Source organism: Chromobacterium sp. Rain0013 (assembly GCF_015291765.1).
Taxonomy (GTDB): Bacteria; Pseudomonadota; Gammaproteobacteria; order Burkholderiales; family Chromobacteriaceae; genus Chromobacterium; species Chromobacterium haemolyticum.
Window position 1 is genome coordinate 1,230,995 of record NZ_CP031514.1, and the last position, 15,718, is coordinate 1,246,712.

The 15,718-nt window shown below is 63.8% G+C and carries 13 protein-coding genes; 8 read left to right on the top strand and 5 right to left on the bottom strand.

Annotation, left to right across the window (positions count from 1 at the left end; genetic code table 11):
- Positions 1–35 precede the first annotated feature (35 nt).
- Together asnB and DXT74_RS05840 are read right to left on the bottom strand one after the other, a co-directional pair.
- On the bottom strand, positions 36–1,895 hold the full coding sequence (gene asnB / locus DXT74_RS05835) for an asparagine synthase (glutamine-hydrolyzing) (protein WP_194427515.1): 1,860 nt from the start codon (positions 1,893–1,895) through the stop codon (positions 36–38).
- Between the two features lie 264 nt (positions 1,896–2,159).
- The gene (locus tag DXT74_RS05840; RefSeq protein ID WP_081554606.1) at positions 2,160–3,356 is read right to left on the bottom strand and encodes an MFS transporter; all 1,197 of its coding nucleotides are present in this window, start codon (positions 3,354–3,356) and stop codon (positions 2,160–2,162) included.
- A 101-nt stretch (positions 3,357–3,457) separates the two neighbouring features.
- On the opposite strand from DXT74_RS05840, the gene DXT74_RS05845 reads away from it, so the two are divergent.
- A complete protein-coding gene (locus DXT74_RS05845; protein WP_194427516.1) occupies positions 3,458–4,237 on the top strand; it encodes a helix-turn-helix domain-containing protein in 780 nt (259 codons plus the stop codon).
- Here DXT74_RS05845 and wrbA read toward each other — a convergent pair.
- Positions 4,234–4,833 (bottom strand): NAD(P)H:quinone oxidoreductase, encoded by a 600-nt coding sequence (gene wrbA, locus DXT74_RS05850; protein WP_194427517.1) that lies wholly within the window; start codon positions 4,831–4,833, stop codon positions 4,234–4,236. The two genes, DXT74_RS05845 and wrbA, sit on opposite strands and share 4 nt — an antisense overlap.
- Positions 4,834–4,961: 128 nt before the next feature.
- Between wrbA and DXT74_RS05855 the strand changes: the two genes are divergently transcribed.
- On the top strand, positions 4,962–6,164 hold the full coding sequence (locus DXT74_RS05855; protein WP_081554562.1) for a YihY family inner membrane protein: 1,203 nt from the start codon (positions 4,962–4,964) through the stop codon (positions 6,162–6,164).
- Here DXT74_RS05855 and DXT74_RS05860 read toward each other — a convergent pair.
- Together DXT74_RS05860 and DXT74_RS05865 are read right to left on the bottom strand one after the other, a co-directional pair.
- On the bottom strand, positions 6,116–6,937 hold the full coding sequence (locus DXT74_RS05860; protein ID WP_370551742.1) for a DUF3025 domain-containing protein: 822 nt from the start codon (positions 6,935–6,937) through the stop codon (positions 6,116–6,118). The two genes, DXT74_RS05855 and DXT74_RS05860, sit on opposite strands and share 49 nt — an antisense overlap.
- A gap of 26 nt (positions 6,938–6,963) precedes the next feature.
- Complete coding sequence (locus DXT74_RS05865) at positions 6,964–9,228, bottom strand: diguanylate cyclase (RefSeq protein ID WP_194427519.1); 2,265 nt, start codon at positions 9,226–9,228, stop codon at positions 6,964–6,966.
- A gap of 151 nt (positions 9,229–9,379) precedes the next feature.
- Here DXT74_RS05865 and cysG point away from each other — a divergent pair, with 151 nt between their 5' ends.
- From cysG to DXT74_RS05895, 6 genes are all read left to right on the top strand, one after another.
- Positions 9,380–10,771: a siroheme synthase CysG gene (gene cysG / locus DXT74_RS05870; RefSeq protein ID WP_194427520.1), complete on the top strand. Its 1,392-nt coding sequence runs from the start codon at positions 9,380–9,382 to the stop codon at positions 10,769–10,771.
- 188 nt (positions 10,772–10,959) lie between these two features.
- A complete protein-coding gene (locus DXT74_RS05875) occupies positions 10,960–11,367 on the top strand; it encodes a PTS sugar transporter subunit IIA (protein WP_043635143.1) in 408 nt (135 codons plus the stop codon).
- The gene (locus DXT74_RS05880) at positions 11,354–11,623 is read left to right on the top strand and encodes an HPr family phosphocarrier protein (RefSeq protein WP_019100446.1); all 270 of its coding nucleotides are present in this window, start codon (positions 11,354–11,356) and stop codon (positions 11,621–11,623) included. The genes DXT74_RS05875 and DXT74_RS05880 overlap by 14 nt, the downstream gene beginning before the upstream one ends.
- Positions 11,624–11,645: 22 nt before the next feature.
- Positions 11,646–13,385, top strand: a complete 1,740-nt coding sequence (gene ptsP / locus DXT74_RS05885) for a phosphoenolpyruvate--protein phosphotransferase (protein WP_043635140.1) — start codon at positions 11,646–11,648, stop codon at positions 13,383–13,385.
- A 19-nt stretch (positions 13,386–13,404) separates the two neighbouring features.
- Positions 13,405–14,487, top strand: a complete 1,083-nt coding sequence (gene rfaQ / locus DXT74_RS05890; RefSeq protein ID WP_194427521.1) for a putative lipopolysaccharide heptosyltransferase III — start codon at positions 13,405–13,407, stop codon at positions 14,485–14,487.
- Positions 14,484–15,638, top strand: a complete 1,155-nt coding sequence (locus tag DXT74_RS05895; protein WP_194427522.1) for a glycosyltransferase family 4 protein — start codon at positions 14,484–14,486, stop codon at positions 15,636–15,638. Before rfaQ ends, DXT74_RS05895 begins: the two co-directional genes overlap by 4 nt.
- Positions 15,639–15,718 lie beyond the last annotated feature (80 nt).

Consider the following 15,718-nt stretch of genomic DNA (forward strand, 5'->3'; position numbering starts at 1 on the left):
CTTGCCTAGCGCTTGTTCGCCCGTCTTTGGACGGATTAGTCGTTTTGGGCCGCCAGCAAGCTTAGCTGCCTCAGGCTTTCGTCCAAAATCAGCAACTGCAGCATCTGCTCGGCCAGATGCTCGGCCCCGTTTCGGTAGGCGGCGGCGAAGGCGTCCACCGCTGCGGCGTCGAACTGGCCGCTGCTGAGCCGCGCCAGACGTTCGCCCAGACCATCCATGCGCGGAGCCAGGCTGGTTTTCAGCCAGCCGGACAGCGGCGGGTTGAAGCCGCGTTTCTTGCGCTGGAAGAAGTCCGCAGGCAGCGCCGGGTGAACGGCGCGGCGGAAGATCAGCTTGGCAGGCTGGGTGAAACGCTGTTTGCCGTCCACCGCCAGCAAAGTCTGATAGAAGCGGTGGTCCACCAGCGGGGCGCGGCCCTCCAGGCCGTGGGCCATGGTGCACAGGTCGGACTTTTGCAGGATGTAGTCCGGTAGATAATTGGCGAAGTCTATGGCCAGCAAATGATGCAGACCGGCCGGCGCATTGGCCGGCGGCGGACCAATATCGTCCGGCGCGCGCCAGTGGCAGAGTCGCGAGAGCGGCCGGTTGCCTTGCAGGAACAGGCGTTGGCCGGGGGTGAAGCCGGAAAAGCGCAGCGAATAGGCGTCTTGCCAACTCATCGCCAACTCGGTGGCGAGTTTGTCGGCGCCCTTGCCGTCCAGCGAGGGCTGGATCGTCAGCGGCAGCTTGATCAGGCTGCGCCAGCGAGTGCGCAGATGCTTGTTGACGCGCTTGTAGCCAGCCAGCAGCTCATCGCCGCCGTCGCCCAAGAGCACCACTTTGACGTGGCGGCTGACTTCGCGCGCCAGGTACCACGTGGGGAAGCTGGACGGATCGGCGAAAGGCTGGTCGAGGTCGGCGACGATGCGTTCGAAATCGGCCGCCAGATTCTCCGGCATCTGCACCGCCAGATTGGCCAGCCCCATTCTTTGCGCGGAATCGGCGGCGTCGGCGGCCTCGTCCAGCTTGGATCCAGGGAAGGCGGCGGTGAAGCTGCTGAATTGCGTCAACTGTTGCAAGGCCAGCCGGCTGGCGATCACGGTGGAGTCTATGCCGCCTGACAGCAGCACGCCCAGCGGGCGGTCGGCGACGGTGCGCATCGCCACAGCGCTGTCCAGCTCTTGAAGCCAGTCGCCGCCGTCCTTGGCTGGCTGCCAGTAGCGCAGTTTGCGCAGGGAGCGGGTGTCCAGGTCAAACTCCAGCCGGTGGCCGTTTTCCAGGCGCTGTATGTGGCTGAACAAGGTGGCGGGCGCCGGGATGTAGCGGTGCGCCAGATAGGCGTCGATGGCGTCGGCGGAAAAGTCGCGCCGTTGGGGCGGCAGGAAGGGCAGCACCGAGCGCACCAGCGAGCCGAAGGCGAAGTTTCCGTCCAGCAGCGAATAGACCAGCGGTTTCTCGCCCATCCGGTCGCGCGCCAGATGCACTTTGCGCTGTTTCAAATCCAGGATGGCGAAGGCGAACATGCCGCGCAGCCGTTGCAGCAGGGTTTCAATGCCCCAGGCCTGGTAGCCGCGCAGGATGAACTCGGTGTCGGAGTGCGTGGTGAAGCGCGCGCCGGCGGCTTCCAGTTCGGCCTTGTCGGCGGCCCAGTCATAGACTTCGCCGTTATAGCAGATCCAGACCTGAGCATCCTCGCTGGCCATCGGCTGGTTGGCGATGGGGCGCGGGTCGATGATGGACAAGCGCGCGTGCAGCAGCGCGTTGTGGATGTCCCCGTCTGTCGCCGTTTGCCAGTCGGCGTTCAGCCATAATTGATTGGTCGCGTCGGGTCCGCGCCGGCCCAGCTCCGTCAACATGGCCTGGGCGGTGGCCGTGGCGGCGGGGCGTTGAGAGAAGAAACCGGCGATTCCACACATGATTTTCTGTCCGAATGGGCAACGCGCCCGGTAAGCCGCCGAGCGCAGAGCGCTCAGAACCTGCTTACGATCTACTGCGCGTCGGCGATACGGCGTTGAAAACACCTTCGAAATGCTCATGTACCGTGTGTACACTCCGCTTTCTCAGCCGTTTTCGCCTTGTCTCGCCTTAGCTCGCGAGATCGTAAACACGTTCTCAGACGGCACCGCAGGCGCGTTGGAAAAATTGAATGGCCGAAGTATCCGGGCAGGGCGGCGCCAGTGTCAAACCTTGTCGCCGCGCAGATCCGGCAGCAGTGCGGCCACCAAGCCCAGCAGCGGCAGGAAGGCGCATAGCTGATAGACGAATTCGATGCCGTGGCTGTCGGCCAGTTGGCCCAGCACCGCGGCGCCGATGCCGCCGATGCCGAAGGCGAAGCCGTAGAACATGCCTGACACCATGCCCACCCGGCCCGGCAACAGCTCCTGCGCGTAAATGATGATGGCGGGGAAGGCCGAGGCCAGCACGAAGCCGATGCCCAGCGACAGCACGCTGGTCCAGAACAGATTGACGTAGGGCAGTAGCAAGGTCAGCGGCGCGATGCCGAGGATGGAGAACCAGATCACCCGCTTGCGGCCGATGGCGTCGCCGATCGGCCCGCCGAAGATGGTGCCCAGCGCGACCGCTAACAGAAACAAGAACAGATGGAGCTGCGCGGCCTGCACGCCCAAGCCGAAGTGCTTGATTAAATAGAAGGTAAAGTAGCTGGTGATGCTGGCGGTGTAGAAGTATTTGGAGAACAGCAGCACCAGCAGGGCGAACAGCGTCAGCTTCACTCGCGCCGGCGACAACTGGGGCGGCGTTGCGATGGCGGCGGTTTTGGCCTTGCGCTGCTGATGGCTGTACCACTGGCCGATCTTGAACAATACCGCCATCGCCAACAAGGCGGCCAGGCCGAACCAGGCGATGCTGCCCTGCCCCAAGGGGATGACGATCAGCGCCGCCAGAAGCGGCCCGCTGGCGCTGCCGGCGTTGCCTCCCACCTGAAAAATGGATTGGGCCAGACCAGGACGGCCGCCGGAGGCCATGCGGGCCACCCGCGACGATTCCGGATGAAATACCGAGGAGCCTGTGCCCACCAGCGCCGCGGCCAACAACAGCAGGGGGAAGCTGCCGGCGCTGGACAGTAATAACAGGCCGCACAGGGTGGCTCCCATGCCCAGCACCAGCGAGTACGGCATCGGTTTCTTGTCGGTGTAGAGCCCCACCAGCGGCTGCAACAGCGAGGCGGTGCATTGGTAGGTCAAGGTCATCAGGCCGATTTCGGCGAAGCTGAGCTGGTAGTTGCCTTTAAGTAGCGGATAGATCGCCAGCAGCAGCGATTGCAGCATGTCGTTGAGAAAATGGGAGAAACTGATGGCGCCCAGCACACGGAAGCGAGTGCTGTCTTGATCGGGCGTGGCGGCGGTGGCGGTGGTCATGGGCTTGAGAATCATTCAGCTAGTGGGTGAATGTCATACTAGCGAGCAAAATGGCGTCCGTCCTGCCAAAATAAGGCAGTTATCTTTGCAAAAGAGGCATTGTGGCGGACTTCGACCATTTGCATGACTATGACGGCGGCGCGGCCCCGGTGGTGGGCAAGGCGCGTGACTACGCTGCCGGCGGAGTCTCGCCGCGCCACGCCCACCCCACGGCACAACTGCTGTACGCAGTGGAAGGCGTGATGATGGTGACCACCGATCAGGGCCGATGGATCGTGCCGCCGACGCGCGGCATCTGGCTGCCCATCGCCACTTGGCATCAGGTGAATATGCTGAGCAGGGTGCGGATGCGCACGGTGTATGTGCGCGGCGACGCCTTGACCGGCTTGCCCGAAGAGTGCTGCGTGCTGGCGGTGTCGCCCTTGTTGCGCGAGCTGATTCAGGCCGCAACCGGCATTGCGGTGCCTTACCCGCCGGATAGCCGGGCGGAACGAGTGATGCGTTTGATTCTGGACGAGATCCGCAGCCTGCCGAGCTTGGCTTTGTCCTTGCCGCAGCCGGCGTCGGCGGCGCTGGACCAATTGTGTAGGCAGTTGCTCAGCCACCCCGGCGACGCGCGCGGCGTAGCCGAGTGGGCGGCGCAGGCGGCGATGGACCCGCGCACATTGCAGCGCCGCTTCCAGCGCGAGACCGGGCTGAGTTTCGGGCAGTGGCGGCGACAAGCGCGGTTGATTGCGGCTTTGGAGCGTCTGGCGCGTGGCGCCAGCGTGTTGGAGGTGGCGCTGGATCTGGGTTATACCAGCCCCAGCGCTTTCTCGACGATGTTCAAGCGCGAATTGGGCGCGTCGCCGAGCGCTTTCTTCGATGCGCAGCAGCTTTAGAACGGGGCGGCCAGCCTCAGCGCAATCTCAGCCAGCCGGCGCCCCTGCGCCAGCGCCAGCTGTTTCTCGTCGTCGCTGATGGCTTGTTCGTTGCGCACGCCTGAGACATGGCTGACGCCATAAGGCGTGCCGCCGGTGCTCGTGCGGGTCAGCGCGGTTTCCGTGTAGGGCAGGCCCACCATCAGCATGCCGTGGTGCAGCAAGGGCACCATCATGGTCAACAGGGTGGATTCCTGCCCACCGTGCAGCGAGGCGCTGCTGGTGAACACGCAGGCGGGTTTGCCGGCCAGCGCGCCTTGCATCCATTCCGGGCTGGTGCCGTCCAGAAAATATTTCACCGCCGCGGCCATATTGCCGAAGCGGGTGGGGCTGCCCAGCGCCAGGCCGATGCATTCGACGAGATCCGCGGCCTCGACATAGGGCGCGCCGGCCTCGGGGACGGCGGCCTCGGTGGCTTCGCAGACCGCGGACACCTTGGGCACGGTGCGCAGCCGGGCCTGGCAGCCGGGCACGCTTTCAATGCCGCGGGCGATCAGCCGGGCCAGTTCGCGGGTGGCGCCGTGCTGGCTGTAGTAGAGCACCAAGAGGTCTTGCATGGGTTTGGGGCCTTCTTTATGAGATCAAAAACGATAGGTCGCGCGCCGCCGCGCAAGCGGATGCATGATAAAGCAACTCTGTGCGGCTTGCCTGATCCGCGCTTTGCCATTATTTTGCCGAGATGCAAATGAGTCGAATCGAACCGTATCTGGGCTTTGCGCGCTTTCTTGCCCGGCGCATGGGCAGTCATCGCGTCGCGCAAGTGTCCGGCAGCCTGACCTTCACCACGCTGTTGGCGCTGGTACCCTTGTTCACCATCGCCTTGACGGTGATTTCCGCGTTTCCGGTATTCTCGGATCTGAGCACCCGTTTCAAGATCATGCTGTTGTCCACGCTGGTTCCGGAGTTCGCCGGCAAGGTGATTACCGTCTATATGCGCCAGTTCGCCGACAACGCGGAGAAGTTGACCGCCGCCGGCATTGTGATGCTGGGCGTGACCGCGCTGATGCTGATGTCCACCATAGACCGTACTTTCAACGCCATCTGGGGCGTGCGCCGCGGGCGGCCGTTATTGCAGCAGAGCATGGTGTACTGGACGGTGCTGACGCTGGGGCCGCTGGTGCTGGGCGGCAGCCTGCTGGCTTGGCGCAGCCTGTTCAAGGTCAGCAAGTTCGATCACGCGCTGCCGGTATTGGCCAATATGGTGGAAGCCGGTGGGTCCATCTTGCTGACTGCCCTGGTGCTGTCGCTGTTGTACCGCATCGTGCCCAACCGTTTTGTGCCGATCAAGCACGCCAGCGTGGGCGCCTTGCTGACTGCGATCTTGCTGGAGGCCACGCGCGCCTTGTTCGGCTTCTACATCGGTCAGGTCGCCAATTACCAATTGGTGTACGGGGCCTTCGCCAGCATCCCGATTTTCCTGTTGTGGGTGTATTGCCTGTGGATGGTGGTACTCAGCGGCGCGGTGTTCACGGCATCGTTGTCTTATTGGGAGGGCGACGCATGGCGGCGTCGCTTCGAGCCTAGGCGGCGTTTTCTCGATGCGGTGGAGGTGTTGCTGCTGCTGGATGAGGCGCAGAACCGAGGCGAACTGCTGAGCCCGGTGCAGTTGCGCAGCCAGGTGAAGGTGGGCTACGACGAGCTGGGCTGGGTGCTGGACATGTTGAGCTCCCGCGGTTTTGTTCAGAAAAGCCAGCGCGACGGCTGGGTGCTGGGCAAGAAGTTGTCGGCCATCTGCATGGTGGAGCTGTTCGAATTGTTCGTTTATCGCAGCGACAACTACCGCGACGACGATGTCGGCGCCGGCGTGGAAACCCTGTTGGGGCCGATGACGGCCGAGCTTCAGTCCGTGACGCTGGAAGATTTCGCCCGCCGCGTTGGCCGGAAATAATCGCGGTTGGCGTAGAAGGCCGGATCTTCATTGTCCGGCCACCAGCCGGGAATGCCTAGCAGCGGCAGCGGCCACAGCGAGCGCGGGGTCGGCATGAAGTCGTCGTCGTCCAGGTGTCGCGCCAACTCCGTGTCCAGATGGTCCCGCCGGCGAGCTTCGTCCCAGTGGAAGAAGGCTTCCGGCACCGCCAGCGGCAGCGCCTTGCCGCACCAGCCGATATGCGGCCGCAGGCCGACTTCGAACAGCGCGTGGCCGATGGCGTGAACGCCGATGCGACGGTCCCAATCTTGGCGATGTTCCAGAAACAGACGCTGCCATTCCATATCGTCCAGCATCCGGCTGAAAGCCGGGTCGGCGACGGCGACGATGACGCCGCATTCGTCCAACAGCGTGGCCGCGTCGCGCAGCGGGCCGCGCTTGGTCTCTCCGCGGGCGAGGGCGCGCAGGTGGCGGCGGTTCAGCGCCTGTTTGCTCCGCGGCCAAGCCAGCCAGGCCAAGGCGTTGAACCAATCGTGCCAGTTGCCGCTGCGGGTGGGGATCTCTCCGGTGTGGCCGATGTGCATCTCGTAATAGGCTTCCGGCTCCAGATCGCAGGCAAAGCGCAGTGCCGGTGGCAGCGCGTTCGGGCGTTGTTGCCGGTAGCGCCGCAGCAGCAGGTCGTAGTCCTCTTGCTCCGGCCAGGAGGCGGGAGCGATCAGCTCGGCGGCGTCGCGTACGGGCCGATATAGAGGGTGGGAGAGATAGTCGGTTTGCCAGGCGCTCACGGTGGACATCTTGGAAAAAGATTCAGGCCGGCATTTTAGCGCAATAGCAGCAATTCCTCGCCGCTGATGCAGTTGCGGCCATTGTGTTTGGCCTGGTACAGCTGTTTGTCCGCCCGGCCCAGCACTTCGTCGATTTCAGTCTCGTCGGTGCGCAGCACGGCGACGCCTATGCTGACCGTGTATTGCAGAGTGCCCGCCTCGCCGTCCGGCAAACGGGCTTCCGCGACGACGCGGCGCAGGCGCTCCGCCGCCAGCAGCGCGTCTTCCATCCGCGTGTCCGGCAGCACCGCGGCGAACTCCTCGCCGCCCAGGCGGCCGCAAATATCGGTGCTGCGGAGCACGTTGCGGCAGCTTTGCGCGAAGTGGACGATGACTTCGTCGCCCTTGGCGTGGCCATGACGGTCGTTGATGTTCTTGAAGTGATCCAAATCCATCATCAGCACGGTCAAGGACAATTGATAACGCCGGTTGCGTTCGATTTCGCGGCTGGACAGCGCGATGAACTGGCGGCGGTTGCACAGGCCGGTCAGTTCATCCAGGGTGGCAAGCTGATAGAGTTTCTTTTCGTGAGCGTCGCGTTGCAGCGCGATGGCGATCAGGTGGGTGCTGCGTTGAGCCAACTGCAACTCTTCCGGCTCGGGTTGGCGCGGATCCGGGTGATAGATGGCGAAAGCGCCGAGCAGTCGGCGGTCGCTGGAGAATATGGGCGTGGACCAGCAGGCGCTCAGGCCAAAGGGCGCCACTAGTTCGCGGTAGCTGGCCCAAAGCGGGCTATTGGCAATGTCGTCGACGATGACCAGGCTTTTACGGTGGACGGCGGTGCCGCAGGAGCCTGCCTCCGGGCCCACCGGCACTTGTGCCAGCAGTTTGCGGTAGCTCGGAGGCAGGCTTTGGCCGGCCGCCAGCCCCAAGGTTTCTCCGCTGGCGTCCAGCAGCATGATGGAACAGACGCCACGGTTCAGTTGCGACTCCATCATTCGACAGATCTGGTTAAGCGTGTCTTGCAACGGCGCATTGCCGGCAATCATCTCCATCACCGCGTTTTCTTCTGCCAGCAGACGTTCGCTCTGGCGACTGTGGGTGATTTCGCGCTCCACCGCCAGAATGCTGCGCAGCTCGCCGCCCAGCCCGAATTCGGGGAACAGCCTCACCTCGAAAATAAAGCGCCGGGTGCCCATGCTCAGCTCCAGTTCGAAGCGGCGGGCCTCGCCGCCGGCGATAAGCCGCTCGCACTCCTCTGCAAAACGCGCGCGCGCAGCTTCGGGCCAGGCTTTGTCATGGACGCTGCGGCCAAGGTGCTCTTCGCGCGCCAGCGTTGAGTAGCGGCTGACGCTGCGGTTGATGAATTGGCAGCGCAGGTTGAGATCGTAGCGGGCAATGACGTCTTCCGAGTTCTCCACCAGAGTGCGGAACTCCTGTTCGCGCCGCAGCATCGCGGACTCGGCCAGCTTGCGCGCGGTGACGATCTGGCACAGCGCGTGGATATGGCTGATGCGGCCCACTTCGTCCTTGTGAAACTGGGTGCGTTGCTCCAGCCATTCCCAATGACCGTGGGCGTGACGCACGCGGAACTCCATGCCGCAGGCGCTTTCTTGTCTTTGCTCCGGGTGGCTGAGCAAGGCGGTGAACAGCGAGCGGTCCTCGGGATGAAGCAGCTCCAGCCAGCGGGAAAAAGCCATTCGCTCAGCGTCCGCCGGCAGGCCTAACAGGGCGTGCAGCGTTTGAGGCGCGCCGCGCACTGCTTGGCCGGCCAGGTCGAACTCGAGCAAACCCAGCCGCGCGTCCTGGAGGGCCTGGCGCCAGCCGCTCAGATCGCCGCCGGGGCCGTGGACGAGGGATGGTGTTTGCAAGCGCAACAAAAGATGGTCGGGGAGCGGGCAGGGCAGGGGAAAGGCCAGTAAATCGGCATGGGCCGCTAGCAGGCCGTCGCGATGGCCGGGGTGGGCCGGGTCCAGCAGCAGCGCGAGGTCGTGCCGGCTGAAACCGTAACTGGTCAGCACGCCGTCTTGGCGCGAGGGCGCCGGCGCGTAGTCGGAGACGGCGAGAAGACGGCCGGCGGCGTCGGCCAGCACGAGCGGCTGTTGGCTCTCCCGGACCTGGCGGCTGAGCGTGGCCAGCTGCCGCCGGCGTCGCCATGGCGGCAGGCCCAGCAGCGCCAACAAGGGGACGAACAACGGCCAGCCGGCGAGCCAGTCGGGCGTCGCGGCTTGCGCGTAGTCGGCCCCGAACAGGCACAGCGAGCCCGCGGCGGCGAACAGTCGACGGCGCGGACTGGCCCGGCGGCGTAAGGCTGGGTTCAAGCGGTTCTCCGAAGGCGCGGCGGCGCGCAAAGCTGCAATGATGGCACCAGGCGCCAAGCTGGGCGCTTTTCGTAATATTGATAGCATTCCCCAGCGTCGTTTTTATGCAACAAATGCAGTATGCTGCAAACATTGTTGCGGAGCTGGCCAAATGGATTACTTCCCGATCTTCCTTAAATTGCAAGGCGCGTCTTGTTTGCTGGTGGGCGGCGGCGAGGTGGCGCTGCGCAAGGCGCGGCTTTTGCTGTCCGCCGGCGCGGAACTGACGGTGGCGGCGCCGGAGTTGACGCCTGAGTTGGCCGAGATGGCGAGGCAGGGCCAACTGACCCATTTGCGCGCCTGTTTCGAGCCGGCCCAACTGAGCGGCCGGCGTCTGGTGGTGGCTGCCACCAACGAGCGCGAAGTCAACCGCCAAGTTTCCCTGTCCTGTCTGGCCTTGAATATTCCCGTCAATGTGGTGGACGACCCTGAACTGTCCAGCTACATCACCCCGGCCATTGTGGATCGTTCGCCCTTAGTGATAGCCGTGTCAACCGGAGGCGGGGTGCCGGTGTTGGCGAGGTTGATCCGCGGCCGGCTGGAAAGCCTGATTCCCAGCGGGTTTGGGCGATTGGCGCGTTTTGCCGCCGGTTTCCGCGATCGGGTCAAAGCCGGCATTCCCGATGTTGAGCGCCGTCGGGCTTTCTGGGAGTCGGTGCTGGAGGGGCCGTTGGCCGAAGCGGTGATCAACGGCGACGAGGCCGCCGCTGTGCAGGCGATGGAGCGAAGGCTGGAGGACGCCGGCGCGCAGACTGCGCAGGGCGCCGTCTATCTGGTGGGGGCGGGGCCGGGCAATCCGGATTTGCTGACTTTTCGGGCTCTGCGGCTGATGCAGCAGGCCGATGTGGTCTTGCACGACAATCTGGTGGCGCCGGAGCTGCTGGAGTTGGTGCGACGCGACGCCGAGCGCATTTACGTGGGGAAGGCCAGAGCCAACCATACGCTGCCGCAAGGCGACATCAACTTATTGATGGTGGAACTGGCGCAACAAGGCAAACGGGTATTACGGCTCAAGGGCGGAGATCCGTTCACCTTCGGTCGCGGCGGCGAGGAGATCGAGACGCTGGCGGCGCATGGCATCGCTTTCGAGGTCGTGCCCGGCATCACTTCCGCCAGCGGCGCGGCGGCGTATGCGGGCATACCGCTGACCCATCGAGATTACGCGCAGTCGGTGACCTTCGTTACCGGCCACAAGCAGGACGGCAGCATTCACCTTGACTGGCCCGCGTTGACGCGGCCGGCTCAGACCGTAGTAGTCTACATGGGGGTGTCCACTGCTCAGGAGTTGTGCCTCGCTTTCATCAAGCATGGCAAGCCGGCTACGACGCCGGCCGCAGCGGTGGAGTGGGCGACCACTGAGCGGCAGAGAACGGTGGCGGGCACGCTGGGGGATCTGCCGGAACTGATGTCCAAGCATCATATCGCCTCGCCCGCCTTGATCATTGTCGGCGAGGTGGTGGGGTTGGCGGACAAACTGGGCTGGTACCGGACCCGAGTCTGTTGACGTATGTTTTACCGTTGCGCTGGCCGAGAAAAGCGCGCTATACAAGGCGGAAGGCCCCAGGGAAATGAGATGTCGGCAGGCCCTTGGGGAATACTGCTGATACAATGGCGGACTGACGTGTTGATCAACCTTTTTGCTTCAGTGTCCCGGCTCCGCGCCGCCGACGCTGCCAACATGAAGAATCAGGCATGGTAGGTGTATTGATAATCGCGCATGGCGACTTGGGACGCAGTCTGGCGGATTGCGCCAGGCATATCCTGGGCCGAGAGCCGGAAAATCTGGCATTGATGGCGGTCGACAAGACCGATGACCCGGAAAGCAAGCAAGCCGAAGCCCAGTTGTTGGTGGACAGGCTGGACGCGGGCGACGGGGTGGTGATCCTGACCGATATGTATGGCGGCACGCCGTCCAATATCGCCAGCCGGCTGATCCGCCCGGGGCGGGTGGAGGCGGTGGCCGGGGCGAGTCTGCCCATGGTGGTCCGAGCCTTGTGCTATAGCAGCCAGCCGTTGGAAATCGTCGTGAGCAAGGCGATCACCGGCGGCCTGGAGGGTGTGCTGTATATTATTCCGGGGGAAGGCAATGCTGCGAATTGAAGTAGAAATCATCAACAAGCTCGGCCTGCATGCCCGCGCCTCCAGCAAGTTCACTCAGCTGGCCAGCCGCTACAAAAGCGATATCTTCATCGCGCGCAACAATCGCCGGGTCAACGGCAAGAGCATCATGGGCGTGATGATGCTGGCGGCGGCCAAGGGGGCGACCGTGGAGTTGGAGGTGAGCGGGGAGGATGAGCAAGTGGCGTTGGACGCCCTGGTGGCCCTGATCAACAACCGATTCGACGAAGCCGAATAAGCCGGAGCCTAAGGACGGGACGATGAGCATCATCCTGCACGGGGTGGCCATAGGCGGCGGCATTGCCATTGGCCGCGCCCATTTGATTTCGCGCAGCATGGACGATGTCGCGCACTATCTGCTGGAAGACGAGGAAGTCCCGGCGGAGTTGGCGCGCTTTGACGAAGCCATCCGCGACACCCGCAAAGAGCTGGAAATGCTGTGGGGCAGCATTCCGGAGAACGCGCCCGCGGAGCTGGGCGCTTTCCTGTCTTTGCACATCATGCTGTTGGGCGACGTCACCATCTCGCGCGAGCCGCGCGAAATCATCGAAAAACAGCGCTGCAACGCCGAGTGGGCGTTGAAGCTGCAATGCGAGTCCTTGGTCGAGCAGTTCGACGCGATCGAGGAAGATTATCTGCGCGAACGCAAGAACGATGTGCTGCAAGTGGTGGAGCGCATCTTCAAGAACCTGGACGGCGACGTGCCGCAACTGCCGGCGCCGGAAGACCTGGTCGACGACCACATTCTGGTAGCGCATGATCTGTCGCCGGCCGATATGGTCTATTTCAAGGACTCCAACTTCGCCGCCTTCGTCACCGATGTCGGCGGGGCCACTTCGCATACCGCGATTTTGGGGCGCAGCCTGGATCTGCCGTCGGTGATCGCCTTGCATCACTCGCGCGAACTGATCCGTGAAGACGAGTTGATCATCGTCGACGGCCTGCAAGGCGTGGTGATCATCAATCCTGACGATTTGGTGCTGGCTGAGTACCGCCGCCGGCTGCGCGCCTGGCGCGACGCCCGGCGCAAGCTGTCGTCTATCCGCAAGTCCAACGCCAAGACCCAGGACGGCACCGCGATCGAACTGCTGGCCAATATCGAGTTGCCGCAGGACGTGGAAGACGTGCGCAAGTCCGGCGCGGTGGGCGTGGGCCTGTTCCGCAGCGAATTCCTGTTTCTGGGCCGCGACACTTTGCCGGACGAGGATGAGCAGTACGAGGCTTACCGGCATGTGGCGGAAACCATGAAGGGTTTGCCGGTGACCATCCGCACCATGGATTTAGGCGCGGACAAGAACCCGAAATGGCTGAACCACGCGGTGGCGGACAATCCGGCGCTGGGCCTGACCGGCATTCGACTGTGCCTGGCCGAGCCGCTGATGTTCCGCGCGCAATTGCGGGCGCTACTGCGCGCCTCGGTGCACGGCAAGATCAAGGTCTTGTTTCCGATGGTGAATTCGCTGCCGGAGTTGAAACAGGCGTTGGCGCAGTTTGAATACGCCAAGCAGGAGTTGCGCGAGGAGAAGATCGCCTATTCGGAAGAGATCGAAGTGGGCGCGATGATTGAAATTCCGTCGGCGGCGCTGGTGGTGGGCAGTTTTCTCAAACATATCGACTTCCTGTCGGTGGGCACCAACGATTTGATCCAGTACACGCTGGCGATCGACCGCAACGACGATTCGGTCAGTCATCTGTACGATCCTATCCATCCGGCGGTGTTGAAGCTGATCCTGCACACCATCAAGGCCGGCATCAAGGGAGGCGTCCCGGTGTCGGTGTGCGGCGAGATGGCTGGCGACGCCAGACTGACGCGTTTGCTGCTGGGCATGGGCCTGCGCAAGTTCTCCATGCATCCGGCCAACCTGCTGGCGGTCAAGCAACAGGTGCTCAATACTCACCTGGATCAGATCGCGCCGATTGCGGCGCGCATGCTTAGAACCGAAGACCCTGATAAAATCGCCGATCTTTTGCAACAACTGAATGCCGAGCCGGGCGCCTGATCCGGCTTTTTCCTTTCTTATGCTGAACGATCCCATCGACCTGAACGCCGTGCGGCGGGTGCTGGTCATCAAGCTGCGTCACCATGGCGACGTGCTGCTGACTTCGCCGCTGTTTTCCGCGCTGCAGCAGCAGGCGCCGCATCTGGAGATCGACGCGCTGGTCTACCATGACACCTGGGAAATGCTGAGCCTTCACCCGGCGATTGCGCAACTGCACACCATAGACCGCCACTGGAAAAAACTTGGGCTGCTGGGCCAGTGCCGCGCCGAGTTGGGCTTGCTGAGCCGTTTGCGAGCCCGTGGCTATGATCTGGTGATCACGCTGACCGAGCATAATCGCGGGGCCTGGCTGGCGCGCTTGCTCGCGCCGCGCTGGTCGGTGGGGCCGCAGGGCCCTTATGGGCGCTTTTTCAAGAAGAGCTTTACTCACCGCTATCTGCAGGTGCCGGGCAACCGCCGCCACACCATTGAGATCCATTTGGATGCTTTGAGGCGGATCGGCGTTTATCCGAATGAAAGCCAGCGTGAGCTGGTGCTGGTGCCGGGGCACAACGCAGAGGCCACGCTGGCGGCCAAGCTGGCCGAGCGCGGTTTGCGGCCGGGCGCGTACATTCTGGTCCACCCGACCTCCCGCTGGTCGTTCAAGAGCTGGCCGGTGGAAAAGATGAGCGCGCTGATCGACGCCTTGAGCGCGCGCGGCGAGCAACTGGTGCTGTCGGCCGCGCCGGGCGACGAAGAAATGGCGATGATCGCCGACATCGAAGCACGGCTGAAGCGACCGGTGGCCAGCCTGGCCGGCGCGTTGAGCCTGAAGGAATTGGCGGCGGCGATAGATCAGGCGCGCTTGTATATCGGCGTGGATTCGGTGCCCATGCATATCGCCTCGGCGATGAAGACGCCTTGCGTCGCCTTGTTCGGTCCGTCGGGGGATGTTGAATGGGGCCCGTGGCAGGTGCCGCACCGGGTGGTGTCGGAGCCTGTGCCCTGTCGCCCCTGCGGCAACGCCGGCTGCGGCGGAGGCTGGCAGAGCGAATGTCTGCAGCGTATCGAAGTGGACGCAGTGCTGGCGGCGGTGGACGCGGTCTTGAAGGAGAGCGCATGAAGCGGCTGGCGATTATCCGGCAGAAATACAACCCTGCGGGGGGCGCGGAACGCATTGTCAGCGCCATCGTCAAGCAATTGCAGGCCGGTGGCGAATTCAGCCCGTTGTTAATCAGCCGCAATTGGGAAAGCCTGCCGGGCGTGGACACGGTGAGGGTCAAATCATTCTATCTGGGCAGTGTTTGGCGCGACTGGAGTTTCGCCCGCGCCGCCCGCGCCGCGTGGCGGCAAGCCGGCGCCGACCTGGTGCAATCGCATGAGCGCATTCCCGGCTGCCATGTGTTTCGCGCGGGCGACGGCGTACACGCCGCCTGGCTGGACGCGCGACTGGAAGGGGCACCCTGGTGGCGACGGCTGAGCACCTTTTGTAATCCTTACCACCATTTCATGCTGTGCACCGAGCGGGCGATGTTCCAGCATCCGGCGTTGCGGGCGGTGATTTGCAATTCGGAGTTGGTGCGCGACGACGTGGTGGGCCGTTTCGGCGTGGACCCGCGGCGCTGCACAGTGATCCGCAATGGCGTGGATAGCGACTTTTTCAATCCGGCGGCGGCGCGCGAGCAGCGGGAAGCGCTGCGCGAGCGATACGGCATTCCACAGACGGCGCCGGTACTGGTCTATGTGGGCTCCGGCTTCGAGCGCAAGGGCGTGGCGCAGGCGCTGCGCGCCATCGCGCCCCATGCCGTCGTGCATTTGGTGGTGGTGGGCGGCGACAAGAAGTTGGCGCGCTATCAACGGCTGGCTACGCAATTGGGCGTATCCGAGCGGACGCACTTTACCGGTCCGCAGCGCGATGTACGCAGCCATTACGGACTGGCGGACGGTTTTATTCTGCCAACGCTGTACGAGCCGTTTGGTTCGGTGGTAATTGAAGCGATGGCCTGCGGCTTGCCGGTGCTGACCAGCACGCGTTGCGGCGGTGCCGAGTTGCTGGAGCCGGGTGTTACCGGCTGGCTGGCCGAGGCGGGGGATGCGGCCGCCTGGCAAGACAATGTGGCGGCTTGGCTGGCCGCGCGCGCGGACTGGCCGCGTAGCGGGGAGCTTGCGCGCGCACGGGTGGCGGGCTTGAGCGAGAGCAATATGGTGGCGCAGATGTTGGTCTTGTACCGGAATCTGTCGTCCGGCGACGGCAAGCGCGGGGCTTGCGCATGAAGGGCTGGCGATGAGGCCGGGACGTTTCCCAGGGCGTTTGCTGATTTTTGCGGCGCTGTTGTTGCGGCTGCCTTGGCAAT

What these genes read in the sequence shown, in the direction of transcription:
- ptsP (WP_043635140.1), top strand. Translation starts at nt 11,646, where the DNA reads ATGAGCATCATCCTGCACGGGGTGGCCATAGGCGGCGGCATTGCCATT.
- DXT74_RS05875 (WP_043635143.1), top strand. Translation starts at nt 10,960, where the DNA reads ATGGTAGGTGTATTGATAATCGCGCATGGCGACTTGGGACGCAGTCTG.
- asnB (WP_194427515.1), bottom strand. Translation starts at nt 1,895, where the DNA reads ATGTGTGGAATCGCCGGTTTCTTCTCTCAACGCCCCGCCGCCACGGCC.
- rfaQ (WP_194427521.1), top strand. Translation starts at nt 13,405, where the DNA reads ATGCTGAACGATCCCATCGACCTGAACGCCGTGCGGCGGGTGCTGGTC.
- DXT74_RS05895 (WP_194427522.1), top strand. Translation starts at nt 14,484, where the DNA reads ATGAAGCGGCTGGCGATTATCCGGCAGAAATACAACCCTGCGGGGGGC.
- DXT74_RS05860 (WP_370551742.1), bottom strand. Translation starts at nt 6,937, where the DNA reads ATGTCCACCGTGAGCGCCTGGCAAACCGACTATCTCTCCCACCCTCTA.
- DXT74_RS05880 (WP_019100446.1), top strand. Translation starts at nt 11,354, where the DNA reads ATGCTGCGAATTGAAGTAGAAATCATCAACAAGCTCGGCCTGCATGCC.
- DXT74_RS05855 (WP_081554562.1), top strand. Translation starts at nt 4,962, where the DNA reads ATGAGTCGAATCGAACCGTATCTGGGCTTTGCGCGCTTTCTTGCCCGG.
- wrbA (WP_194427517.1), bottom strand. Translation starts at nt 4,833, where the DNA reads ATGCAAGACCTCTTGGTGCTCTACTACAGCCAGCACGGCGCCACCCGC.
- cysG (WP_194427520.1), top strand. Translation starts at nt 9,380, where the DNA reads ATGGATTACTTCCCGATCTTCCTTAAATTGCAAGGCGCGTCTTGTTTG.
- DXT74_RS05840 (WP_081554606.1), bottom strand. Translation starts at nt 3,356, where the DNA reads ATGACCACCGCCACCGCCGCCACGCCCGATCAAGACAGCACTCGCTTC.